The 25370-nt window shown below is 39.2% G+C and carries 20 protein-coding genes; 15 read left to right on the forward strand and 5 right to left on the reverse strand.

From position 1 onward, the window contains the following. Window positions 1–44: 44 nt before the first annotated feature. The 5 genes from FN961_RS14540 to FN961_RS14560 all read right to left on the reverse strand — a co-directional run bounded on the left by FN961_RS14540 (window position 45) and on the right by FN961_RS14560 (window position 6103). The gene (locus tag FN961_RS14540) at window positions 45–1271 is read right to left on the reverse strand and encodes a multidrug effflux MFS transporter (RefSeq protein ID WP_144040903.1); all 1227 of its coding nucleotides are present in this window, start codon (window positions 1269–1271) and stop codon (window positions 45–47) included. A gap of 79 nt (window positions 1272–1350) precedes the next feature. After that, window positions 1351–2703 (reverse strand): O-antigen ligase family protein, encoded by a 1353-nt coding sequence (locus FN961_RS14545; RefSeq protein ID WP_144040904.1) that lies wholly within the window; start codon window positions 2701–2703, stop codon window positions 1351–1353. Window positions 2704–2812: 109 nt separating this feature from the next. Beyond that, complete coding sequence (locus FN961_RS14550; protein WP_144040905.1) at window positions 2813–3373, reverse strand: hypothetical protein; 561 nt, start codon at window positions 3371–3373, stop codon at window positions 2813–2815. Between the two features lie 26 nt (window positions 3374–3399). Next, a complete protein-coding gene (locus FN961_RS14555; protein WP_144040906.1) occupies window positions 3400–5418 on the reverse strand; it encodes a bifunctional diguanylate cyclase/phosphodiesterase in 2019 nt (672 codons plus the stop codon). 4 nt (window positions 5419–5422) lie between these two features. Further along, window positions 5423–6103, reverse strand: coding sequence for a transglutaminase-like cysteine peptidase (locus FN961_RS14560; protein WP_229814775.1), 681 nt, complete (start codon window positions 6101–6103; stop codon window positions 5423–5425). Between the two features lie 396 nt (window positions 6104–6499). Here FN961_RS14560 and FN961_RS14565 point away from each other — a divergent pair, with 396 nt between their 5' ends. The 15 genes from FN961_RS14565 (at window position 6500) to FN961_RS14635 (ending at window position 25335) form a co-directional block, all read left to right on the forward strand. After that, entirely contained in the window at window positions 6500–7543 is a 1044-nt protein-coding gene (locus FN961_RS14565; protein WP_144040908.1) for a UTP--glucose-1-phosphate uridylyltransferase, read from the forward strand. Between the two features lie 634 nt (window positions 7544–8177). Next, window positions 8178–9092: a sulfate adenylyltransferase subunit CysD gene (gene cysD, locus FN961_RS14570; protein ID WP_144040909.1), complete on the forward strand. Its 915-nt coding sequence runs from the start codon at window positions 8178–8180 to the stop codon at window positions 9090–9092. A 234-nt stretch (window positions 9093–9326) separates the two neighbouring features. Next, window positions 9327–10757, forward strand: coding sequence for a sulfate adenylyltransferase subunit CysN (gene cysN / locus FN961_RS14575; protein WP_144040910.1), 1431 nt, complete (start codon window positions 9327–9329; stop codon window positions 10755–10757). Then, window positions 10757–11545, forward strand: a complete 789-nt coding sequence (locus tag FN961_RS14580) for a sulfotransferase family 2 domain-containing protein (RefSeq protein ID WP_144040911.1) — start codon at window positions 10757–10759, stop codon at window positions 11543–11545. Before cysN ends, FN961_RS14580 begins: the two co-directional genes overlap by 1 nt. Further along, window positions 11545–12915: a bifunctional cytidylyltransferase/SDR family oxidoreductase gene (locus FN961_RS14585; RefSeq protein ID WP_144040912.1), complete on the forward strand. Its 1371-nt coding sequence runs from the start codon at window positions 11545–11547 to the stop codon at window positions 12913–12915. Before FN961_RS14580 ends, FN961_RS14585 begins: the two co-directional genes overlap by 1 nt. Continuing rightward, window positions 12908–13711 (forward strand): LicD family protein, encoded by an 804-nt coding sequence (locus tag FN961_RS14590; RefSeq protein ID WP_144040913.1) that lies wholly within the window; start codon window positions 12908–12910, stop codon window positions 13709–13711. Before FN961_RS14585 ends, FN961_RS14590 begins: the two co-directional genes overlap by 8 nt. A gap of 477 nt (window positions 13712–14188) precedes the next feature. Next, complete coding sequence (locus FN961_RS14595; protein WP_144040914.1) at window positions 14189–15193, forward strand: O-antigen polymerase; 1005 nt, start codon at window positions 14189–14191, stop codon at window positions 15191–15193. After that, entirely contained in the window at window positions 15190–16299 is a 1110-nt protein-coding gene (locus FN961_RS14600; RefSeq protein ID WP_144040915.1) for a glycosyltransferase family 4 protein, read from the forward strand. Before FN961_RS14595 ends, FN961_RS14600 begins: the two co-directional genes overlap by 4 nt. Before the next feature lie 5 nt (window positions 16300–16304). Continuing rightward, window positions 16305–17423, forward strand: coding sequence for a glycosyltransferase family 4 protein (locus FN961_RS14605; protein WP_144040916.1), 1119 nt, complete (start codon window positions 16305–16307; stop codon window positions 17421–17423). An 85-nt stretch (window positions 17424–17508) separates the two neighbouring features. After that, entirely contained in the window at window positions 17509–18957 is a 1449-nt protein-coding gene (locus FN961_RS14610) for a mannose-1-phosphate guanylyltransferase/mannose-6-phosphate isomerase (protein WP_144040917.1), read from the forward strand. 66 nt (window positions 18958–19023) lie between these two features. Next, entirely contained in the window at window positions 19024–20466 is a 1443-nt protein-coding gene (locus tag FN961_RS14615; protein ID WP_144040918.1) for a phosphohexomutase domain-containing protein, read from the forward strand. A 6-nt stretch (window positions 20467–20472) separates the two neighbouring features. Continuing rightward, a complete protein-coding gene (locus FN961_RS14620; protein ID WP_144040919.1) occupies window positions 20473–21819 on the forward strand; it encodes an oligosaccharide flippase family protein in 1347 nt (448 codons plus the stop codon). Between the two features lie 52 nt (window positions 21820–21871). Then, on the forward strand, window positions 21872–23599 hold the full coding sequence (locus FN961_RS14625; protein WP_144040920.1) for an SLC13 family permease: 1728 nt from the start codon (window positions 21872–21874) through the stop codon (window positions 23597–23599). A gap of 66 nt (window positions 23600–23665) precedes the next feature. Beyond that, window positions 23666–24307: an adenylyl-sulfate kinase gene (gene cysC / locus FN961_RS14630; RefSeq protein ID WP_144040921.1), complete on the forward strand. Its 642-nt coding sequence runs from the start codon at window positions 23666–23668 to the stop codon at window positions 24305–24307. A 68-nt stretch (window positions 24308–24375) separates the two neighbouring features. After that, entirely contained in the window at window positions 24376–25335 is a 960-nt protein-coding gene (locus FN961_RS14635; RefSeq protein WP_144040922.1) for a DHH family phosphoesterase, read from the forward strand. Window positions 25336–25370 lie beyond the last annotated feature (35 nt).

The raw sequence follows: 25370 nt of genomic DNA on the forward strand, positions 1-25370 counted from the left end.
GTTATTTGAATGTTTCTCCGTACAAATAACGCTCAAAAGTGAGGTTATTGAATGTCTGTATTAACACCATTAGCTGCAAAAAATTGACAACATCCGACTAAAACAACAGCACTTAACATCAAGGCTGAAAAGGGAACTGCTGTACCCGTATAAAATACTGCGAGCAAAGGACCTGCCATTGCGCCACAGCCAAAACGTAGCGTGCCAATAACTGCCGTTGCCGTCCCCGTCTCTTTTTTAAATTTCATTAACACGATAGCATCTGCGTTGACTGACATTATTCCTAAAAAGCCCATGAAAGGGATCAACATCAATACGGTGTAGTGAAAACTGAGCTCAAATACGTTAACCAGTAAAAGTGCAGTGCCTGCAATTATGGCCATTAAGGTTGAGACTTTTAGCATTAACCTAGACCCATAGCGCACTACTATTCGGCTATTGATCACATTGGCCAGCATGAGTGCCCCCACGTTGATACTAAAGAGAATGGCGAATAAGGACTTATCTAAGCCAAAGACCTCCATATAAACAAAGGGGGAGGCGGTTAAATAACAGAAAAAAGCAAAAGAGGTCAGTACGCCACTGGCGATATGCAATTTAGTACCAGGCTTGGTAAATATTACCGCATAAGCCCCGAAGAATGATTTTTGACTGCGGCTACTTTTATCACTATCGCTTGGCATCTTTAACTTCCAGATAACCAAAGTCAGTAGTAAACAGGCATAGGTGGCTAAGATGAAGAAGATCAGGTGCCACTCACCAAACTCTAAGATAAGGCTGCCTAAACTTGGGGCGATTAGCGGTGCCAGCATCATGATTAAACTGACGTAAGACATACCTTTAGCAGTATTGTCCCCGTAGACTTCTTTAATATACCCAGGTACAACCACAGTGGCAGCAGCGCCGATAAAGGCTTGTGCAAATCGTAATGCCAAAAAAAGTTCAATACTGGTGACGAAGGCTAAAGCTAAGCTGACAAACATAAAACCAGTTAACCCGAGTATCACCATCGGGCGTCGACCAATTCTGTCTGCGATAGGACCAAAACTCAGCATTCCCAGCGCATAACCAGCAAGGTAGAGACTCAAGGATTGTTGCACAGTCGTGATGTCAGAATGAAAACTGCTGGCTAGGGTGGCCATCGCCGGCAGATACATATCGATAGCCAAAGGCGTAATCGCGACAATGGCTGCTAGCATGGGGATTAAAATGGCAAGGTTGACGATTGATGCTGGAGTTGTAACGGATGACCGATGTAATTCTGATCGCACTAAAAACCTCTTGAATAAACTTGCATGGATAACGTCAACGAAACTAATTATACCTTACTAGAATTCAATATGTCGAAAATTAACCAATCCTCTCTTTGGGCCTAATGAGCCTTGCCGCTAATACGCTCAAGCTTAAAATACTAATAAACAACAGTGCGATAGCAGGTGATTGCAGCGAAAAATCCACTGTCGAATGAAGTAACATATGTACCATGGCTATCGCGCAACCAAATGATACACCTTGGTAAAGCGGTGTGCGCCTTTTTACCATGGTGTGCAGACTGAGCCACAAACAATATAAAATCATGCTACCAAGCAGTAAGGTTATCGGTAATCCAAGCTCTACAGCAAATTGAATATAGTCATTATGGGCATGATCATAAAAGCCAGAATAGGGCAACGGATGATACGACGGGAAGGTCGAATAATAACTGCCGCCACCGGATCCAAATAGAGGGAACTCAGCAATAATGGGCAGTGAGTCTCTCACCACTTCATCACGGGTTTCCGACGCTAAACTTGTTTCCATCAAACGTTGCTTGACTTTTTCGACCCCAAAAATCGCACCAATTAAAATCAAATCAAGTACAAAAAAGCTGACAATCAAGAGTCGTAAGTGTTTTGGCTTTCGATGATAAAAGAAAAACGCAAACACACTCACAGATGCAAGTGCGATAAAAAAGGCAGAGTTACCCATGCGTGATCGCGTTAGAATAAGGGCGATGATCATAATGATCAAACTCAGACGGATCACCATCTTCGGGCTTAAAATCATTTGTGCAATGCCACGGGCTTTATGCCAAAACTTATCACCAGAACCATTAAGTGATAACTGACTAATTAACACCCCGATACCGATAGATAGCGTTAGCGCCAAAAAATTAGCCAGTTGGTTTTGGTACATAAACGTACCCATGGCTCTATCGGTATAAGCCACATCAAACACTGGGCTACTCATGCCAACATTAAGGTTTAACCAAGCTGCATAAATTCCCTGAAACAAGCCAGTGATCACAATGATGAGTGCAAAACGATACAGCCGATGACTATCACTCACATAGTAAAACACCATCGAGGCAAACAGAGTTAATGCCAGTGTCTTCAAAAACATAATGTGCGTTAACGAAGGGTCAAGTGACAAGGTATCGAGTGGTCGTGAAAACAGAGGGCCAAGACCTGGTGTCATCTGTAACACTAGCCAAAGTGTGGTAACGACAAGAGGGATGATAACAGGCCAACAAAATCGGGGTGGGAAGGGCGTGTCGTTGTGTCTAAATGTAAAAATTAAATGTACTGCAAATACCATAAAGACGAAGAATTCGATACTCGAACTGGCCCAAATGCGATTCGCGCCTAACGGAATAGGGGCATAAAAAACAATGGCGCATAGGGAATAAAAAATGAATGAAGAAAAGCGAGAACGAATAGGCATAGAAACTTCACAAGCATATAAATAAAAATGAACAAAGACAGTCATAAAAAATAGAAAGGACTAAGCCCTTTCTATTTTTTCTTTAACCTAGATAGCTAGAATGTGAGGCTTATTGGCCGCCAGAAATTCCGCCGCCACCACCGCCGCCACCTGAGTTGTTGTTACCAGAACCAGCATTATTACCAGGAGCTGCAGGAGCCGCTGTTGGAGCTGTAACACCTGTAGTAGGCGTACCAGCTGCAGTGGCTAAAGATGCGGTTGTTGCATCAACGCCGCTAGCAATGGCTATCACTGTGACAGTATCAGGATCAACGCCAGCATCGACTGCAGCAGCAATAATGCTAGAAGTCGCTGTAGAATCAGCAGGAGTAGCGGTAATGGCAGCAGCTAAAATGTCTGCAGTCGTTTCGCTATCGGCACCAAATGTCGCAACAGCAGCAGTCACTAGACTTGCGGCCATATCAGGATTAGCAGCAACTGCAGCAGCAATTAAGTTTGCAGCCATCTCTGGGTTTGCAGCAACCGAAGCCATTACGTTATCAACAAGGCTGCTACCTTCAATTGCTTGTGCTTCTGGGTTCATTCCAGTAGCAATAGCCGTGTTATCAGCAATGGCTGGAGCCGCTGCAATGGTCGCAAGTAAAAGACTTGCGAGGGTTACTTTCTTCATATAAAAATATCTCTTTTATTAGTTGGTTAATCATTTAAAGATAATGCACTGGGTGAAAAAAAATTGTTATTTTCCTTTTCACGTTCAAATAAATGCATCGTTTGTTGGATATAATCTCCCTGCACGCCATCGCAATGCAGTTCGTTTAAAATAGCCAAACTTTCGGCGTATTTAACATGGGGTGATAACACTTTAATACCCACGCTATGTCCAATTTGAGTCACAGCCTGAATAAAGTAGCGATTTTCGGGGTGCTTATCTAAGTCGCGAATAAAAGCACCATCGATTTTCAAATAATCAATATCCAAGCCTTTAAGATACTTAAAAGAGGTAAAGTTTGAACCAAAATGCTCAATACAAATCTGACAACCCAAATGTTTAATAAAGTGAATAAAGTCAATGCTAGATTCAACTGATGCAAGTATCGCGCTTTCACTCACTTCAAATACAATGTTAGGTAAGGTTTCTTGGTTATCATGATGGAACTGTGATAACCATTGTCTAAAATCAACATCATGTAGGGATTGATGCGTTAAGTTAATCGCCACCGTTACACCAGATGCAAAACTGCTTAGCTTAGCGAGCTCTTTGAGCGTCTTTTTATCGAGTGTTGTTGATTTATTTAAACGTTCTGCCATCGCATATAGCTGATTATTCGCGATACTTTCCTGATTAAAGACAAACTGAGGAAACAACTCGAAATACAAGACTTCATTATTTTCACAAGATTTGACGGGTTGAAACATAAACTTGACGTTATCAGACGTAGCGATGTCATCAATCATGCTGGACCACTGACGTAAGCCATGAGTGGATTTAACCTCGATATCGGAGTAAATCACCCCATCTTTGCCTGTTGAACTTTCTTGGGTTAACAAAGTATCCAGTTTTGACAATAACGAACTCAGATCGTCTTTCTTAGTATAAGAAGTGGCAATAATCTCACCAAATCCTTGAGGATAAGCCGTCGAGTTTAATGCCGAGAAACGATAATGAAGTGACTCACACAAGGGCATGATATTGTTGGCAGCATCTTGAGTGGTGAATAAAAAAGTACCGCCAGCCCCACGGAAAAGCTTAAAGCTGCTAAGTATTCCGAGTTTTTCATTAATAGCTTGTGCTACCAAACAAATATAGGCATCGCCAGACTTATAGCCTTGCTCAATATTGATGGTTTTCAAAGAGGGCAACTGAATCATACCGAACGTGGCAAGGTCTTTTGGTTCCATTTCCACTAAGTCAGCTTTAAATTGACTCTCAAACGCACGACGGTTACCTAATTGGGTTAAGGGGTCGACATACAAGTCTTTGTTGAGCTTGTCAGCGTGCTGACTCATCTGCATAAACGATATTTGAATATTGGTGACCATGGTATTCATCGCAGTAATAACAGTGCGCAACTCACGTGTCATGGGCAATTTATCAATCAAAGAAAACTGTTTGCGTCCCACAGACACTGCTTGTTGTTCAACTTGCGCTAATGGTCTTAACACGGCTCTTAAAATGAGGTGTGCAATAAACAAGGATAAAAGGCAAATAATGAACGATGATAAAAAATTATTGATCCCGTGTTTCCATAGCTTGAAATAAGAATACCCAGGGTGACTTTTAACACTTAAAGTACCAGCCATGTTCCAACCGTTGTTAAGCTCTGTAACCGCGAGTGGTGAATTTAATGAAAAAGTATCAATAAACCAATCGGGTACACCATCAACGGACACTGGGTTTGCACGCTGATGCACCACGTCTTCGTCAACGTCATGCAATATAATTGTTTCGTAATAGCCAGAGTCAAAAATCGCCGCGATCATGGTTTCGATGATGACAGCGTTACTGCTATTACCATCCAAATAAGGGGTGATCGACAACCCTAAACTGGTCGCCGTATCTTGAGCGTGAATTTCCATCTGCTCGTTTAAATAATTGCGGGTGGTATTAATGTTTATCCAGCTACTGCCAATAAACGAGACGATCGCAATACCAACCACTAACGCATAGAGTTGTGCTTTTAAACTTAAACCAGCCTGTGTGTTCGTGTGACTCATCTACCTACCTATCCTTTTTACTTGCTGGCACATTCATTTCGACCTGCTCAATGCGTTGTAACAACTTAGTCCAAGCTGAAACACCACTGCTGTTTTTAACCTTTTTACCTAACCCTTTGGCTTTCGACATCCACAAGCCTGAACCGTTAAAGCTATAAATTGGCTTTAAATCTGGGCGTTTGTTAGCAGGAAGAATACGTGGGTTAAAATTATCGAGTACCAAGGGGATCGCTTTCTTATTTTCAAAATAAATCAGCACCATGTGTGGCTCATCTATCTGCAGTTGCCTTACATACATCAATCGCAGTTTTCCCTCGGGTATACCAAGGGCAAGGAGGCTGAAATATTTAGCAATGGCGAAGTCTTCACAGTCTCCTCGTCCTCGTCCTAGCGTTTCAGCTGGAGAGGCCCAATAGTCTTCTTTGTCCCAGAGTGATAAATCCGTTTCGTAAATCACACTCTTATTAATAAAGTCATTGATTTTATTAATTTTATTCCAGTCATCGTTACCGCTATTTTCGACAAGAAAAGTCTCCCAGTTTTTGGCTCGAACTTCAGCTTCTTTGCCATACACTGCGCTAAATTTCTGATAAAAATCCGCTGTAAAATGTTCCTCTAAAAAACAAGAAACAGTGAAAGGAATAAGTAAAAGCAGTATGCAGAACAGCACAATAAAATATTTCAAATCACTCCCTGTCCTGAAATGGTGAACGACAAACATTATTAGACGATGATAATTGGTGAAAAGACACACAACGAAATTAAGCTGAGTACTCAGTTGAGTATAAAGCAAACTAAAAAACACTAGCAAGCTGTTTTTATTAACGTAATTACTATTTTTCAACCAAAGTAGGTTCAGATCACATTCTGGATATAAAAAAGTTGATTCGGTTGCTACACATGTGTATATTTCCGTAAAAAATCTAATGTTAAAAATATTTAATGCTGAGTGCGGTTGAACTATACATGATTTGTTGTATTTTTTATTGTTTAAAATCAGTAGTTAGCGTGTCTTTTGTTATTTAACCTAACATATGTATCATTAGTTTTATCTATGACTAAATTAAGGATCTAGAATAATATGACACGTAAAGTAACTAAAGCAGTGTTTCCTGTTGCGGGGCTAGGTACACGCATGTTACCTGCTACCAAAGCTATCCCCAAAGAGATGTTGCCTATCGTTGATAAACCACTTATTCAGTACGTAGTAAACGAAGCCGTTGCGGCTGGCATTAAAGAAATAATTTTAGTGACTCACAGCAGTAAAAACGCAATTGAAAACCATTTCGACACCAGCTTTGAGCTAGAAGCCACCTTAGAAGCGCGAGTAAAACGCAGCCTGTTAAGTGAAATACGCGCAATTATTCCAAAAGGCGTGACGGTTATTTCCCTGCGACAATCTGCGCCACTGGGATTAGGCCACGCCATTCTAACGGCGCGCTCAATCGTCGGTGAACAACCCTTTGCGGTGTTATTACCTGATGTGATCATCGACAAATACTTAAGCAATCACAGCAGCGACAATCTGGCCGAAATGATCAATCGTTTTGAGCATACAGGTCATAGCCAAATCATGGTGGAGTCAATCCCCCATGAAAAAGTAAACCAGTATGGCGTCGTCGATGTGAGCAGTAATGTAGATCTTGAAGTGGAACTAGATGCAGAGCGCGATGCGGGTCTTGATGCCGGTTTTAATGCGATAGCCAACAAAAAGCAACGCACCATGCTGCCCGGTCAAAGCGCCGTGATCTGTGACATGGTTGAAAAACCTGAGCTGGACCAAGCACCAAGCAACCTGGCTATTACTGGCCGTTATGTATTATCCGAGAAAATCTGGGATCTATTACAAATCACCACCCCAGGCGCTGGCGACGAAATTCAACTGACTGATGCGCTGCATAAGCTACGCGAAATCGAAACCATCGAGGCGTATCACATCAAAGGTAAGTCACATGATTGCGGTTCTAAACTCGGCTACATGATGGCCAACGTTGAGTACGGCATGAAGTGCGGCAAATTAGGCGAAGAGTTCAAAGCAGCACTTCACAGCCATCTAGCAATAGAAGATGCCAAGCAAAGCACAGAGCAAGATTCGCAGCAAGAAGTGGCTAGGGCTGAGTTTTAAGCGGTAAGCCATAAGTTTTAAGAAATAGCACAAGCACTAAGTAATAGCAGAAAGCAGTAAGAAGCTTTAAGAGATAGCAGTAAGTCGTCCTCTTGAAAGGGGCAGTAGATCATTGGCAGCGTGTTTAGCGGATTTATCATTTGATAAAACCGTGCGGTAGCTATGGTGCCGCTTCAAAAGTGAAGACCACAAAGTGAAGAGACCACGAACGAGAGACAGGATGTCGAACTGGCACTTGTATATGGACATATTTGGTAGTTTAGAAACTCGCTCAGCGAGTGACAAGACAAGGGCTTCTCACCACGGAGGACACGGAGCGCTGCGCTACACGGAGAAGAGCTGGAGTTTTTGGAGATAAGGTTTTGTACTTGCTTTACTCCGTGGTCCTCCGTGTTCTCCGTGGTGAATCGCTTTTTTAGGCAGGTAAGTAGGTAGTTAATTGCGGTTTTGTCATTTGATAAAACCGTGCGGTAGCTATGGTGTCACAGACCTTTATCTTTCTTCGTTATCGCTGTGGTGAATAGTTCTGTCAGTAGTAGCCCCGTGCTATGTAATTTTTTCTGGTCTTAATCGTGTAATCGAGATGAGCCGTTCCTAGCTCACATTTTTAAAATTTAATTTATTGAAGAGTATTATGGATATTTCCCAAGCGCGTATGACCCATTTGAAACAACTTGAAGCTGAGTCCATTCATATTATGCGTGAAGTGGCCGCTGAGTTTGATAACCCAGTAATGCTATATTCAGTGGGGAAAGACTCAGCAGTAATGCTGCACTTATGCATGAAATCGTTTTACCCAGCTAAACCCCCATTTCCATTAATGCACGTTGATACCACCTTCAAATTTAAAGAGATGATTGAGTTCCGTGACCAAGCCGTTAAAAAATACGGTATGGATTTAATCGTGCATAAAAATGAACAAGGCATTGCAGCGAATATCAATCCTTTCGATCACGGCAGTGCAAAATACACAGACGTAATGAAAACAGAAGGGCTTAAGCAAGCATTAAACAAACATCAATTCGATGCTGCATTTGGTGGTGCTCGCCGTGATGAAGAAAAATCACGTGCTAAAGAACGCGTGTATTCATTCCGTGACAAAAATCACCGTTGGGACCCAAAAGTTCAGCGTCCTGAGCTGTGGAATACATACAACGGCAAGGTCAACAAAGGCGAAAGCATTCGCGTATTCCCATTGCCAAACTGGACTGAGCTTGATATTTGGCAATATATCTACCTTGAAGGTATCGAGATTGTACCGCTTTACTTAGCGAAAGAGCGCCCAGTAGTCGAACGTGACGGTGCGCTAATCATGGTTGATGATGCGCGCCTGCCGTTACACGAAGGTGAAGTACCTATGATGAAAAGCGTACGTTTCCGCACCTTGGGTTGTTACCCACTAACAGGCGCTGTTGAATCTGAAGCCGCCACGTTGCCTGAGATCATTCAAGAAATGCTTTTAACCAAAACATCTGAGCGTCAAGGACGGGTCATCGACCATGATTCGTCAGGCTCGATGGAAAAGAAAAAAATGGAAGGCTATTTCTAGCCGACTTTCTGAATTAAAAGAAATTCACCACGGAGGTCACAGAGCGCTGCGCTACACGGAGAAAAGCTGGAATTTTTAATACTTTACTCGCTCTTGCCATACTCCGTGTCCCTCAGTGTTCTCCGTGGTGAGCCGCTTTATCTTTTATAAGTAAATCAAAAGATAGATATCACCGCAACGGCCGAAATTAAATGAGCTTATAGCTAGCAGCTTACAGTTTCTCCTAGGATTTATATGACTACCGAACAAACGCTTTTAGAAACAGATATTGAAGCCTATTTACAAAAGCATGAAGACAAAGACATGCTGCGCTTTTTAACGTGCGGTAATGTGGATGATGGTAAATCAACCCTGATTGGTCGCCTGTTACATGACTCCAAACTGATTTTCGAAGATCACATGGCCGCGATTAAATGCGACTCTAAAAAATACAACACCACAGATGGTGAGTTTGACTTAGCCCTATTAGTTGACGGCCTGCAGTCTGAACGTGAGCAAGGTATTACCATTGACGTGGCTTACCGCTATTTTGCTACCGAAAGCCGTAAGTTCATTATTGCCGATTGCCCAGGGCATGAGCAATACACACGTAACATGGCAACGGGCGCATCAAACTGTGACCTCGCGATTGTGATGATTGATGCGCGCTATGGAGTGCAAACCCAAACTAAACGTCACTCATACATCGCATCCTTATTAGGGATTAAGCACGTAATCGTCGCGGTAAACAAGATGGATTTGGTTGACTATAGCCAAGCTGAATACCGCAAGATCAAATCGGCTTATAAAGCCTTTGCGCAAGACTTGAACATTCCTGACATTCGCTTTGTACCGATTTCAGCCTTAAAAGGCGACAACGTAGTAAACAAGTCTGAATCAATGGATTGGTATCCTGGCGCGACGTTGATGGAGCTGCTTAATTCAGTCACTATTAATGAAGATAAAAATCTAGAAGACTTCCGTTTCCCTGTGCAGTTTGTTACCCGTCCGAATCTGGATTTCCGTGGTTTTTGCGGCACGATTGCGGCTGGCGTGATTAGCGTCGGTGATGTGATCACGGCGATGCCATCGGGTAAATCGTCAACAGTTGCACGTATAGTGACTGCAGATGGTGACTTAACCAATGCGTTTGCTGGTCAAGCGATAACCATTACCACCAATGATGAAATCGATATTTCCCGTGGTGATGTACTCGTTAAATCTAATCAATTAGCAACAGCGTCAGACAGCTTCGAAGCAACCATCGTTTGGATGGATGAGGTTGCACTGCAACCGGGTAAAGAATACGAGTTCAAAGTTGGCACTAAAAACACCTACGGCCGCATAGGAAGCATTAATCACCGCATAGACGTGAACACGCTTAAGCAGATTGAAGTTAATGCAATGCAACTTAACGAGATTGCGTCTTGTAATGTCCACGTTTCAAGCCCTGTAGTGATAGATGTTTATAACAACGTGAAAGGCACGGGTTCGTTTGTAGTGATTGACCGCTTAACTAACGTGACTGTTGGTGCGGGGATGATCACTAAAACGACTGTGAGCGAGGCTCGCAGCTCAAAGCTCGAAGCTCGTGTTTATACGCAGGCTGAAATTGAGCTCAATGCGTATGTTAGGAAGTGTTTTCCTGAGTGGGATTGTCATGTCGTGGAGTGTATAAAATACTAATGTTAAGACTAATTATCGGCAAAGCTTTTTGGGACAGTGCTAAGAAACTAAAACAGTTCCTAAGATTTTCATTTCATTCAGTTTTTAACAGCTATTATGATTCTATTGATTATGTAGTTAATGATGAAAAAAAAATAGTATACATCGTTAATTCTAAATGTGGTTGCAGCACTTTTAAACGAACCCTAGCGTTAAATGATGAGTTTGATGGCGAGAATATTAATTACCAAGAGATACATAAGCGTACAAAAGAGAAAGGTTTAATTACAAAAGTATTATCAGAAGAGCAAAGGAAATATTTTCGTTTCACGTTTGTAAGGAATCCATATAAAAGAATTGTTTCATTATACATTAACAAATTCCTGGATAACGACAAAATCAATGATGGTTTAGGTTTCGAATATTCATCTTATTTAGGCGGTTATATAAATAGAGAAATTAGTTTCGAACAGTTTGTAAAATTAATAGTAGTCATCCCCAATAATCTGGCAGAACGCCACTTTATGAAACAGTCTGACTTGGTTTATAATCAATCAGAAAAGATAGATTATATTGGTAAGCTAGAGGATTATTCTAATGATATTATCGATTTGGAATCTAAGTTAGGTTTTAAAATGTCAAACGGAAATGAAAGTAGAAAAGAAAATCAGTCTAAAACATATAACTATATGGATTATTATACTAAAGAAACGTTTGAGCTTCTTCATGAGTTCTACAAAAAAGACGTAGAGAAGTTTGAGTATCTAGAAGAAGAAAAAGAACTTAAAACACATTTAGGAATTAAATAGTGAAGAATATAGCGGTTATTTTAGCTGGTGGGAAAGGTAGTAGATTTGGTTCTGAACTGCCAAAACAGTTTAGTAAAGTTGCAGGTAAAATGGTTATTGAACATACAATAGCCGTTTTCGAAAATAATAAGTCTATTGATGAAATTTGTATAATATCTAACTCTGAATCAATACACTTGATTGATGATTTAGTGTTGAAAAATCAATTCAGTAAAGTTAAAAAAGTTCTTTTAGGTGGGAAAGAAAGATCAGATTCTAGTATGGCAGCAATTAATAGCTATGACTTTGAGTGCAATTTAATTTTCCATGATGCTGTTCGCCCATTAGTCACTGATATCATAATTAACAATACAGTTAGTGCATTGTGTAAAAATAATGTTGTCGATGTAGCAGTCAAAGCTACAGATACAATAGTAAATTGTTCTAATGGCTTAATTAACAATATACCCAACAGGGATGATTTGTGGAATGGACAAACTCCTCAAGCATTTAAAAGAAGTGTAATTAAAAAAGCTTATGAATATGCACTGTCAGATCCAGAATTTTTGGCTACTGATGATTGTGGTGTTGTGAAGAAATACCTGCCAGTTGAAGATATTTATGTGGTTGAAGGCGATGTTACAAATATCAAATTAACTCATAAGCAAGATTTGTTTTTAATTGACAAGTTATTCCAATTAAAAACTACAGAAATAGTTGAACGTTACAATGTAACTAAACTTAATGAAGCAATGAAAAATGATGTTGTCCTCATAGTAGGCGGTTCGTACGGTATAGGAAAAAGTTTTCATGATGAGTTGATGAGAATTACCCATAATGTTTATAGTCTGTCACGTAGTGAGAATGGAATTGATATAACCAATTATACTGATGTAAATAACTTTATTGAAAAGATTTATAAAACTCACGGACGAATAGATAAGATAATTATTACTGCAGCAAAACTAGACAAACAACCATTATTTAACATGTCAATGGAAGATGTGATATCGTCGGTGGACATTAATTATTTGAGTGTTATAAATATTCTGAAGAGCTCTTATGAATATTTAAAGGAATCACGTGGTAAAGTTTTGTTATTTACATCCAGCTCATACACCAGAGGTAGATCTTCATATTCTATATATTCATCTACGAAGAGTGCAATAGTAAATTTAACGCAGGCATTATCTGAAGAGTGGTATCACGATGGTATAACTATTAATTGTATTAATCCAGAAAGAACGAATACACCAATGAGAACTAAAAACTTTGGAAATGAAGATCAAAAAACCCTTTTGAAAAGTGAAGATGTAGCAAAAGTTTCACTTATGTCTTTTTTAACAAATATCAATGGTAGTGTTATTGATGTAAAGGTGAATAATGAGTGATTTAGATTTAAAGCCATTACATGATGTTTTATATAAGTTACTTAATCAACTAGATGAATTCTGTAGAGCGAATAATATAGAATATTGGATTGATGCAGGGACATTATTAGGTTATAAACGCCATGGTAAAATTATCCCATGGGATGACGATATTGATATATGTATGAAAAGGGCAGATTATGAAAAATTTATAACGACTTATAAAGGACGGGAAGGATATGAGTTAGTAACTTTTGATAATAATGATAAATATAAAAAGATTAATATTCCATGTAAATTAATGTACACACATAGCCGTGTTAAAGAGACTTACGATATAGAACATAATGTCACCGATGTATCATTTGGTATTTTTTTAGATATATTTCCTTATGATAAGTATTCAAATAATTATGTTGTAAGGCGTTCTCAAAGATTGTTGTCAATGTTATATAAATGTAAATACGCTTCATTTACGTCAATGCCTTCAATGTTGAAAAAAATTATGGGAACAATAGGGAGGATATTACCTATACCATTACTTTACTGGGCGAAGAATCAACAGCTTAGAGTTATGAGTTTCTCTAATAATGGAGTGTACTCAGCGGGGATCGAAACGCCTTTTCATCGTGCAATATTTGAAGAAGATGAAATATTCCCACTAAAAGAAGTAGACTTTAATGGTTTTATGGTCTTCGCACCGAATAATATTGATGTATATTTAGAAAAGATGTTTGATAAAGATTATATGTCACTTCCACATGAAAGTAATAGGGTTTGTCATATTGAGAGTTATGAAATTTTAAGTAGACAATAATATCTCAATTAATCCCTATCATAATAGTTGAGGTTTATATTTTTTAATTCGTTATTTATTATCTTCACTGTTTGGCGTTTGTATGGGGTTTTATAGAGTTTACAAAACGATTCAATAAAGTGATGCGAGAAAAATTTCCGGTAAGGGTTTAGTTTGTTTAAAATAAAAGAAATGTTATATGTCATGTTAATTCCTCTGCTACTTTATTTTCTTCTGGTGGAGTTAACCGGAGTGATAAATTACAAAGTATATGAATTAGTATATGTGTTTCTACTTCTTTCAGGTTTGATTTGTTTTTTTTTAAATAAGAACCAATCAGCGTTAACGCTTTTGTACTATTTTTATTTCATTTTATTTTTCGCGATCCCTTTTTTAATTCAGAAATACAATGGAATTTATCCTTGGGGCGTTCATTATATTAGTGAGGATAATTTATCTAAAGGGTATTTAATTCTTATTTATTTCCAGGTGTTTTTTATGTTAGGAAATAATAAAAAACATGTAAGTAGGGAATATAAAAGTAAAGATAAAGATTTCCTTTATATGATTAGAATTACGAATGTCGCACCGATAGTTTTGTTGATATTTATGGCCGCATATGGGTTTGGTGATTTTTTTATAGGAAGAATGGAAGACGTTATAATAGAACGTAGTGGGTTTAAAGTATTTATCCAAATGCTAGTATTTATTTTATTTTTTACTGTGCTAACAATAAACAGGTTTCACTCTAATCAAATAAAGATCCTTTTTATAGTTACGGCGTTATTGCTTGTTGCATATTTTCCATTAGCACAACCACGATTTACACTATTAGGTGTACTGTTGGCAATTTATTTTTCATTTGTTAGAATGAGTGATTTCAATGTGAAAATAATAAATTTCCTATTATTTTCAATAGCGTTGGTTTTAGTTTTTCCTTTTATCAAATACATTAGCAAAGATGGTTATAGTGTGCTTAATGAAATAGCTAATATTAATATATATGACCAATTCTTACATATTGATTATGATGCAATGTTATTATTCATGGAAACAATTCTGTATCTTGATAGTAATGATTTTTCATATGGATATGGTTTTTTAGGGGTCGTATTCTTTTTTGTCCCTAGGGCGATATGGCCTGAAAAACCATATGGTACATCTTTTGAAATTAGTGAGTATTTTTCATATTATTATAATAATTTATCTAACCCATTACCATCTGAACTCTATTATAATTTCGGAATAATTGGTGTTGTAATTGGAGCTTTCCTTTTTGGACGTGCAATTACTTACCTTGAATTTAAACGTTTAGAAATATACTCCAACAAGTACAGTATTAGTATTTTTGATATTTACACTATGGTACTTTACTCTACCTCGGTTGCTTTTATTGTAATTACATTAAGAGGTTCTTTAAATGCAGTGTTTCCTATGTTTGGTTTTGGTATATATATACCACTAATGCTCATGTTTTTCTATAAGAATAGGTATGGTAAGTGAATATATTACTGGTAAATGATTTTGAAAAAAATGGTGGTGCAGAAACTGTTTTTAATGAACAGTTTAAATTATTAAAGTCAAAAAATATTAACGTTTATAAGTATGTTTACCAAAGCAGCAAGATTAATGCACTTAGTTATATATTTAATATAAAGGCACTGATTGGGTTGTTAAGGTTTGTTAGAAAAAATGAAATTAATGTTGTGTGGATTCATAATTTTTATCACTTGCTATCCCCTTCGATATTGGCTATTAAATACTTTTCCGATGTGAAAATTATTTATACAGCGCATGATTTTCATCTTGTGTGCGCAAACCCCTCATTTCAGTTTTTTGAACAGAAAAATGGGTATAATTTCAAACGATTTACGTTTAAAGACTTATTAACAAAAAGATTAGATAGGAGAGGTGCTGTTTATTCAACTTTACGTAAAGTGCAGTGGTTTTTAAATTATAAACTATTGAAACTGCATAGAAATATTGATGTAGTAACTGCACCATCAACATTTCTGTTGGGGAAAATAGAAACAGTACACAAAAACGTAAAACTATTAAGAAATCCTTTAATCAAACCATTAGAAGCAAGTTTTAAAGTTGAGTATGATGATCGGTTATCCTTGTTATATATAGGTAGGTTAAGTGATGATAAAGGTGTTTTAGAGTTTTTAGATCAGGTTGAAAATTCAAAATACATTAAGGATATAATAATTGTTGGTGATGGCCCTCAATATGAAATTTTAAAAAGTAGGTTTAAAAATAACTTTATAATAAAGTTTGTAGGACGTATTGAGAACACTGAAATTTCAAATTATATCTTACAATCAGACTTGTTATTTTTATCGTCGCTATGGTATGAAAATGCACCGATGACTATATTGGAGGCCGCACAGTATAAGAAACAGATCCTTTTAAATGACATAGGAAGTCTATCCTGTTTTGGTCGGCAAGTTGGTAATGCTTGTTATTTCAATATGGAAGTTAGAAATGTTGACGAGGTGCTTTCTCAGTTAGTAAATAGAAAGTTCGTGGTCAACCTAAATAATCGTGAATTTTGTTATGATAAATATTTTAATGATATAAATTCAATTTTAAATTGCGTAGGTTGAGTAAAGTGAAAGTAGCTATTGTACATGATTGGTTAGTTGAATCTGGTGGTGCTGAAAAAGTACTTTCTGAACTTGTAAATATATATCCACAAACGGAAGTTTTTTCAACTGTAGATTTCTTATCTGACGAGCAAAGACATATTATTCTAAAAGGAAAGTTTGCAACTACCAGCTTTATTCAGAAATTACCAAAATCAAAAGATTATAAAAAATATTTCACTTTTATGCCTTTAGCTATATCAAGTTTTAATCTGTCAGAATTTGATTTAGTTATAAGTAGTAGTTCTTCTGTAGCTAAAGGGGTTGTAACAGGTCCTAATCAGTTGCATATTTGTTATTGTCATTCACCTATGCGTTATGCTTGGGACTTACAACATCAGTATTTAAAAGAAAGTGGCTTTGATAAAGGCGTTAAGGGCTTTTTAGTTAAATATTTCCTACATAGGATGAGGAAGTGGGATGTCACCTCTTCATTTTATGTAGACCATTTTGTTGCGAATTCAAATTTTATAGCACGAAGAATTAAGAAGTTCTATCGCAGAGATGCGGATGTTATATATCCAAATGTTGAAGTTGGTGAATTTGATCTCGTTAAAAACAAGGATGATTATTATTTTACTTGTTCACGAATGGTACCTTATAAAAAGATTGATCTCATAGTCGAGACGTTCTCAAATATGCCTGATAGAAAGTTAGTTGTAATTGGAGATGGTCCTGATATGGATAAGATAAAAAGTAAAGCCACGAGTAACATTGAACTGATGGGATACCAGAGTTTTAGTGTATTAAAAGATAAAATGTCTCATGCTAAAGCTTTTGTATTTGCTGCTGAAGAAGATTTTGGCATCGTCCCTGTCGAGGCCCAAGCATGTGGTACACCTGTTATAGCCTTTGGCAAAGGCGGAGCTCTTGAAACAGTTAAAGAGGGGGTTAGTGGTATTTTCTTTAAAGAGCAGAATGTTGATTCATTATCTGATGCAATCAACATATTTGAAACAATGAAGTTTAATCCTGTTTTAATAAGAGAGCATGCGGAACAATTTTCAACAGAACATTTTAAGTCACAAATTCAATCTTTAGTGAATAAGAAATTTAAAGAGTATCAATTGGACTGTGTCTTATAACGCACCATTCAAACATTCATGTATCCATTAAACTTTTATGTACATTTCTTTTTATATGTAAAGTATTTTAGTAACAAGGTACCTTATGATCTTACCCGTAATAATGGCTGGCGGTAACGGCACTCGGCTATGGCCGCTTTCTCGTGGCAACTACCCTAAGCAATTTCTGTCGCTACATGGTGAGCAAACCATGTTGCAGCAAACACTGTCACGTTTAGAGGGCATAGAGCACCAGCCTTGCATGCTTATTTGCAATGAAGAGCACCGCTTTATTGCAGCAGAGCAAATTAGACAATTGAATGTGGCCCACTCTGGCATATTTCTAGAACCCGTTGGTAGAAACACGGCGCCGGCTATCGCGTTAGCGGCATTTAAAGCCCTTGAGCAACAACAAAATAGTGGTGTTGATGAAGCGATACTGTTAGTGCTTGCCGCCGATCATGTGATTGAAGATATTGGTGCATTTCAAACGGCGGTAAAGCACGCACAAGAGCATGCTGCTAATGGCAAGTTAGTCACCTTCGGTATAGTCGCGGATAAGCCTGAAACGGGCTATGGCTACATTAAGCGCGGTGACATAGTGGCGAGCCAGCAAGATCAAATAGCCTTTAGTCTTGATAGTTTTGTTGAAAAGCCCGATCTCACCACGGCTCAACAATATCTATCCAGTGGCGATTATTACTGGAACAGTGGCATGTTTATGTTCAAGGCCAGTGTCTATTTACATGCGCTCAAGCAATGTAGCCCTGAAATCTATGCCGCATGTCAACTAGCCATGCTCGGTCAAGCAAACGATAGCGATTTTATTCGTGTCGATACCGCAGCTTTTACTGCGTGTCCTGATGATTCGATTGACTATGCGGTGATGGAACCAATGTGCCAACAAGATAATGACTGCGCTGTCGTCGTTCCTCTTGTCGCAGGTTGGAACGACATTGGTGGTTTTAGTGCCTTGTGGGATATCAGTAACAAGGATCAAGATGGTAATGCTTGCAAAGGTGATGTCATGACTGTTGATAGTCATAACTCTCTGATCCTTAGTGATGACAAACTCATTGCGACGATTGGTGTTAATGATTTAGTGATTGTGAGCACTAAAGACACCGTTTTAGTGGCCCATAAAGATAAGGCTCAAGAGGTTAAAACCATTGTCAATGAGCTTAAAGCGCTGCAACGTAGTGAAGTGACTTCTCATCGTGAAGTGTACCGCCCTTGGGGTAAGTATGATTCGATAGATAATGGTGAGCGTTTTCAAGCTAAACGTATTACCGTCAAGCCCGGCGCCAAGCTCTCAGTACAGATGCACCATCACCGCGCCGAGCATTGGATTGTGGTCTCTGGTACTGCCAAAGTGACCAATGGCGATAACACCTTGTTACTGACAGAAAATCAATCGACTTATATTCCTATCGGTACCATTCATGCCCTTGAAAACCCAGGTGTAATAGAGCTTGAGCTGATTGAAGTGCAGTCAGGTTCATACTTAGGTGAAGACGACATCGTCCGTTTTGAAGACAAATATGGTCGTGTTTGAGTTCGTTAATAAAGTAGCAAGTCAGCACCATTAGAAAATAGAAAATAGAGAGTAGAGTGAATCAACATGTCTGATAAGTTAACTGCATTTAAAGCCTATGACATTCGAGGTCAGTTAGGCACAGAACTAAACAATGACATTGCATACCGTATTGGCCGTGCATTTGGACAGTACTTGTTTTCAAAACTAGCGCTTTCGGAACATAAGTTGTCGGAAGCTGCACGAAAAAAAGTGGTTGTCGGTGGCGATGTACGCCTTACCTCTGCAGAGTTAAAACTTGCATTAGCAAATGGGCTGATGGACGCGGGTGTTGATGTTATTGACATTGGCATGACGGGCACTGAAGAAATCTACTTTGCGACTAAGTTCCTTGGCATAGATGGTGGTGTTGAAGTAACTGCAAGTCATAATCCAATGGATTACAACGGCATGAAGTTAGTGCGTGAAGACTCAAAACCAATCAGTGGTGACAGTGGCCTACGTGAAATCCAACAATTAGCAGAAGCAAATAACTTTGCGTCAGTAGTTGAAGATCAACGTGGCACACTAACGCAGCAATCGACCTTGATTGAGTATGTCGACCATTTAATGACTTACATCACGCCCACTAATATCAAACCGATTAAATTGGTTGTTAACTCGGGTAACGGTGCGGCAGGTCATGTTGTAGATGAACTAGAAAAGCGTTTTCAAGCATTAAATATCCCTGTCGAATTTATTAAAGTTCATCATGAAGCAGACGGAAACTTCCCGAACGGTATCCCCAATCCTTTATTGCATGATTGCCGAGCAGATACTGCCAATGCAGTCATCGAACATAACGCTGATATGGGTATTGCATGGGATGGTGATTTTGACCGTTGTTTCTTGTTTGATGAAAATGGTGAGTTTATCGAAGGTTATTATATTGTTGGATTACTAGCTGAAGCATTTTTACAAAAAGATGCCTCACAAGGTAAAAGCGACACTAAAATTATCCACGATCCACGTTTAAGCTGGAATACGATAGATATCGTAGAAGCGAATGGCGGCGTGCCTATCATGTGTAAGACGGGTCACGCTTTCATTAAAGAACGTATGCGCAAAGAAGACGCGGTATATGGCGGTGAAATGAGCGCACATCATTACTTCCGTGACTTTGCTTACTGTGATTCAGGCATGATCCCTTGGTTGCTTGTTACAGAATTACTGTCTGTTAAAAACATGAAACTGTCAGAGACAGTAAAAGAACGCATTGAAGCCTACCCATCGTCAGGTGAAATCAACTCAAAACTGGTAAACCCTGCTGAAGCAATCGAAAGGGTTCGCGCACAATACGAACCTGATGCGTTAGTTGTTGATGAAACAGATGGTATTAGCTTAGAGTTCTCTTCGCAAGCTGGGGATTGGCGTTTTAACCTACGTTCATCAAATACTGAACCTGTAGTTCGTTTAAATGTTGAATCACGTCAAAACATTCCGTTGATGGAAGAAAAGACCAAAGAGTTATTAGTCTTACTTAGGTCTTAATAACAAATGAAAGATAAAATAAAAAACGTCATTGCTAATAGTGAACATCGTAATACAGCCATCAATGCATTTATAGCACTCTTTATTCGTGTATTAGGCGCTGGCATGGCGTTCATTTTTAATCTATTAGTGGCAAGGCATCTAGGTGCTGAACAGTCGGGTTACTTTTTTCTAGCTTTTGCTTTGGTTATGTTTCTATCTGCTTTTTGCCGAATTGGTTTTGAGAATACAATTTTGCGATTCTCAGGTATTGCAGCAAAACAGCAGCAGGGTAAGTCAATTACAGCCATATTACATTATGCATTTAAATATACCTTGCCCCTGGCTGCATTGATGAGTGTGTTGTTGTATTTGATGGCAGAGCCTTTAGCTGTGTATGGTTTTAGTAAACCTGAGATGATAACTACATTAGAAGCGATAGCCCCTGCGATATTTGGTATTTCTATTGTGACGCTACTCGCAATGAGTTTACAAGCGCAGCAAAGGTTAACGGCTTCGATACCTTGCCAAAATATTGTGCACCTTGTATTAACTTCAGTGGCTATTTTAGTGTTTAGCATATCGACAGCCACTGAGGTGAGTGTTGTATTTTCAATAGCCTTAATTGTGTCATCAATTATATTTTACACAATATGGTCGAAGGGACTTAATCAACAAGGTCAAGGTTCTACTAAAAATAACCAACTGTTAGACAACAAAGAGTTATTGCCTAATACCAAAGCGCTATGGACTAGTGCTCAATCGAATTGGCTGATCACCATGATGGGGCAAACGGTGCAATGGATAGGACCGTTAATAGCGGGTATGTGGTTATTGGCGGAAGACGTAGCCTATTTGTCTGTTGCCATGCGTATCGCCATGTTGACTAGCTTTATTTTGATGGCGATTAACTTAGTGGTAGCACCTAAGTTTGCCGCGTTCCATGCCAGTAAAGATATGCAAGGCTTACGCAGTACCGCCCTGTTTTCGGTGCGGTTATTAATATTGTCCGCCGTGCCGATTGTGTCATTCATGTTTATATTCCCTGAATTTTTAATGGAGCTATTTGGTGAAGACTTTGTCAGCGCCGCAGGGTTATTACAAATTTTGGTGTTAGGTCAGTTTATTAATGTGGTCACGGGATCTGTGGGTTATCTACTGACCATGTCAGGCCATGAGCGAGATATGCGTAATATTACCTTAGTAGCAGGCATTATGGCTGTGGTATTAACCTTATTACTAACCAAGAGCTACGGTGTTACCGGTTGCGCCATAGCAACTGCAACCAGCCTGGCATTTCAAAACCTTGCCGCTGTTTACTTTGTCAAAAAACGCTTAGGGTTTAATACCCTACTGTTTTGGCAGAAGATATGAAGGGATTAGCTATCAGCTTACAGCTTACGGCTAACAACTTATCGGTCATTTTATGAATCTAGAACAATGGACTGTGATGGCTATTTTCGTTGGTACGTTAATAGGATTGATTTCATTTCAAAAGTTCCCTGAACGCGTGTTTGCAGTTGCCTGTTTAGCTTGTTTAGGGTTCTCTTTTATTAGCAAAGATGAGCTATTACATAATGCAGTCAACCCGGGTTTAGCCACCTTGTTACTGCTGGTGATTAGCTCCTTTGCATTTGAACGTACCAGCTTATTAAGACGTTTGTCGGCGATATTATTTAACGGATCGAAAACCAAGAGTTACTTCAAAACATTAGTGGGTACGGCATTAGCTTCGGGGTTATTAAACAATACTGCTGTTGTGGTCACATTGATCAATCCGGTAAAAAATAATACCTTGATCAATCCTGGCAAACTGTTACTCCCGCTCTCTTATGCCGCGATACTAGGTGGCACATTGACGTTAATTGGCACTTCGACCAATTTAATCGTTAACTCCATGCTATTAGAGCGAGGGCAGGTTGGTTTCTCATTTTTCGATTTTACCCAAGTTGGCATCGTGGTGTTAATTTGTTGTTTAAGCGTTATGGCGCTGACAATCCGTTTTTTACCTGTAAGTGATATTGAACAACAGCAACTGCATCACTATTTTGTAGAAGCTGAGGTAACAGCGGCGTCTTCACTTTGTGGTCAATCGGTTGAGGAAAATGGTTTACGTAATTTAGAGTCCTTGTTTTTAGTGGAGATCATCCGTCAAGGACGACTTATTACGCCTATTGCGCCAAGTGAAGTGATACAAGCGCAGGACAAACTGATCTTCTCTGGTGATGTTAGCAAGGTTAAGGTGCTACGTCAGTTTGATGGTTTAACGACTTTTGCTGAAGAGGACGGTTTGCTACGGGATAACTTAATCGAAGTGGTGATTAAACCAGGTGCATCTGTTATCGGTAAAACATTAAAAACCGCAGGTTTTCGTGCTCGGTTTGATGCCGCGGTGGTGGCTATTCGTCGTGAAGGGGAGCAGCTTTCAGGTAAACTCGGTGATATTGCCATTCAAAGTGGTGACTTTTTGGTATTGGCGGTGGGGCATGATTTTGCTGAAAGACCAAATTTGGCCAAAAACTTCTATGTGATAAGTGACGTTGTCACAGCCAATATGCTCAGTGGTATCAAAGAGAAAATAGTGCTTTGGGGTTTTGCCATTAGCGTATTAAGTTCTGTGGTGTTGGAGCTATCACTATTTAGTTGCTTTCTATTTTATTTGGCCTTATTAACCGCCACTAAATGTTTGTCATTGAATGAAGTTAAGCGTCGTTTACCCATTGAGTTGTGGATCATAGTAACCAGTGCGCTTTGCTTAGCCACTGCGCTCGATAATAGCGGCATCACGGCTTTACTTGCAGATGCTGCTGATCAGTACTTGCATGATAAAAGTGTTTATATCGCCTTTATCGGGGTGTATTTGATGACTTTGGTTTTAACCGAGTTAATTACCAATAATGGCGCCGCTGCATTAACATTTCCGATTGCATTTAGTATCGCTTCTGGTTTGGATGTGAGCTATTTCCCCTTTGTGATGGCTGTCGCTTTTGGTGCCAGTGGCAGTTTTATCAGCCCTTATGGTTATCAAACTAACCTCATGGTATTCAATGCCGGTAATTATAAATTAATCGACTTTGTTAAATTCGGACTCCCAGTCTCTATTATCTATAGCTTGGCGGTTATCGTCATGATCCCCATCGTGTTTCCGTTTTAAAAAGTAGTTCTTAGCTTACACCTTACAGCTATCAGTTGTCAGCTCACAGCTTAAATTAGGATTTTAATGTCAAATCAAGTTTATAAAAATGTCGATACAGAAAGTGAAAAATCATCCGATGTGGTTTGGCACCTAGCCAGTGTGACTCACGAAGATCGTGTGCTCAGTCATGGCCACAACCCCGCGGTGCTTTGGTTCACCGGATTAAGCGGATCGGGTAAATCAACGGTTGCTAATGCGGTGGATAAAATGCTGCATGATATGGGGTGCAAAACCTATGTGCTCGATGGTGACAATGTCAGACACGGGTTAAATGGCGATTTAACCTTTACAGACACTGACCGCATTGAAAATATTCGTCGTATTGGTGAAGTGGCTAAGCTATTTGTTGATGCGGGTTTATTAGTATCAAGTGCCTTTATCTCTCCTTTCATCGTTGATCGTGACATGGTGCGTAAACAATTAGCAGAAGGTCAGTTCATTGAGGTGTTTATCGACTCGCCATTGGCAGTATGTGAGCAACGTGATCCTAAAGGCTTATATAAAAAAGCCCGCAGTGGTGAAATCAAAAACTTCACCGGCATAGACTCCGCTTATGAAGCGCCTATATCACCTGAAGTACATGTTAAAACGGCTGAGTTATCTGTAGAAGATTGTGCCAAGCAAGTGATTAATTATTTAAAAGCGGGCGGTATGCTAACAGTTTAAAACTATCAGCTATCAGCTATCAGCTATCAGCTTCAAACTTACAGCTCGCAGCTTCTCTTAGGATATTTATGAATTACGATGTTTTTAATGGTGATGCTGACGGTATTATCGCATTACTGCAATTACGTTTGAACGAGCCGAAAAAGGCGCAATTGATCACTGGGGTTAAACGTGACAATAACTTGCTCAAACATGTTGATATTCAACAAGCACGCTCAGTGGTTGCACTGGATATTTCGATGGAAAAAAATACCCAAGCATTGCAAGCGATATTAGCCAATGACATTGAAGTGTTTTATTGCGATCACCATCGTACAGGTGAAGTACCAGTGTCAGCTAAGTTATCGCTATTAGTGGATACAGCCCCAGAAGTTTGTACTAGCTTATTGATCAATGAATTGTTGGAAAACAGATATATCGATTGGGCGATAACAGCAGCCTATGGGGATAACTTGGTAAGCAGAGCCGATGAACTGGCATTGCAACAGGGGTTAACTCAGTCACAAAGTACATTCCTATGCGAACTGGGCACTTTAATTAACTATAACGGTTATGGTGCGTCACTGGCGGATCTACACTTTGATCCTGCTGTCTTGTATCAAGCGTTATTACAATATGAGAGCCCATTTGCAGTTGAAGCAGATGAAGAGTCAGTGTTTTATACCTTACGTCAGGGCTATCAAGCAGATCATCAAAACGTCAGTCAATTAGTGCCATTTATTAGCAATAATACTTGTGAAATATACCAGTTACCTTGTGAAGGTTGGGCAAGGCGTATCAGTGGTGTTTTTGGCAATGAATTGGCTAACCGTAATCCAGACAAAGCGCACGCAGTATTAACACTAAATGCTGATGGTAGTTATATGGTGAGTGTTCGTGCCCCTTTGAATAACCGCACGGGTGCTGACGAGGTTTGTGTACAATTTGCTACTGGCGGTGGCCGTAAAGCGGCGGCTGGCATTAATCAATTGCCTGAAGTGGTGATAAATCAATTTGTTGATGTATTGATGTCACAATATCAAAACTAACAGCGGCATAAATCATCTCCCATGTATTACCCAGT

It is taken from the genome of Shewanella hanedai (assembly GCF_007197645.1).
GTDB classification, from domain to species: domain Bacteria; phylum Pseudomonadota; class Gammaproteobacteria; order Enterobacterales; family Shewanellaceae; genus Shewanella; species Shewanella hanedai.

Excerpts from the sequence above, each read along its gene's own strand:
- FN961_RS14545 (WP_144040904.1), bottom strand. The coding sequence starts at position 2,703 with ATGCCTATTCGTTCTCGCTTTTCTTCATTCATTTTTTATTCCCTATGC.
- FN961_RS14550 (WP_144040905.1), bottom strand. The coding sequence starts at position 3,373 with ATGAAGAAAGTAACCCTCGCAAGTCTTTTACTTGCGACCATTGCAGCG.
- FN961_RS14555 (WP_144040906.1), bottom strand. The coding sequence starts at position 5,418 with ATGAGTCACACGAACACACAGGCTGGTTTAAGTTTAAAAGCACAACTC.
- FN961_RS14565 (WP_144040908.1), top strand. The coding sequence starts at position 6,500 with ATGACACGTAAAGTAACTAAAGCAGTGTTTCCTGTTGCGGGGCTAGGT.
- cysD (WP_144040909.1), top strand. The coding sequence starts at position 8,178 with ATGGATATTTCCCAAGCGCGTATGACCCATTTGAAACAACTTGAAGCT.
- cysN (WP_144040910.1), top strand. The coding sequence starts at position 9,327 with ATGACTACCGAACAAACGCTTTTAGAAACAGATATTGAAGCCTATTTA.
- FN961_RS14580 (WP_144040911.1), top strand. The coding sequence starts at position 10,757 with ATGTTAAGACTAATTATCGGCAAAGCTTTTTGGGACAGTGCTAAGAAA.
- FN961_RS14590 (WP_144040913.1), top strand. The coding sequence starts at position 12,908 with ATGAGTGATTTAGATTTAAAGCCATTACATGATGTTTTATATAAGTTA.
- FN961_RS14595 (WP_144040914.1), top strand. The coding sequence starts at position 14,189 with ATGTTAGGAAATAATAAAAAACATGTAAGTAGGGAATATAAAAGTAAA.
- FN961_RS14610 (WP_144040917.1), top strand. The coding sequence starts at position 17,509 with ATGATCTTACCCGTAATAATGGCTGGCGGTAACGGCACTCGGCTATGG.
- FN961_RS14615 (WP_144040918.1), top strand. The coding sequence starts at position 19,024 with ATGTCTGATAAGTTAACTGCATTTAAAGCCTATGACATTCGAGGTCAG.
- FN961_RS14620 (WP_144040919.1), top strand. The coding sequence starts at position 20,473 with ATGAAAGATAAAATAAAAAACGTCATTGCTAATAGTGAACATCGTAAT.
- FN961_RS14625 (WP_144040920.1), top strand. The coding sequence starts at position 21,872 with ATGAATCTAGAACAATGGACTGTGATGGCTATTTTCGTTGGTACGTTA.
- cysC (WP_144040921.1), top strand. The coding sequence starts at position 23,666 with ATGTCAAATCAAGTTTATAAAAATGTCGATACAGAAAGTGAAAAATCA.
- FN961_RS14635 (WP_144040922.1), top strand. The coding sequence starts at position 24,376 with ATGAATTACGATGTTTTTAATGGTGATGCTGACGGTATTATCGCATTA.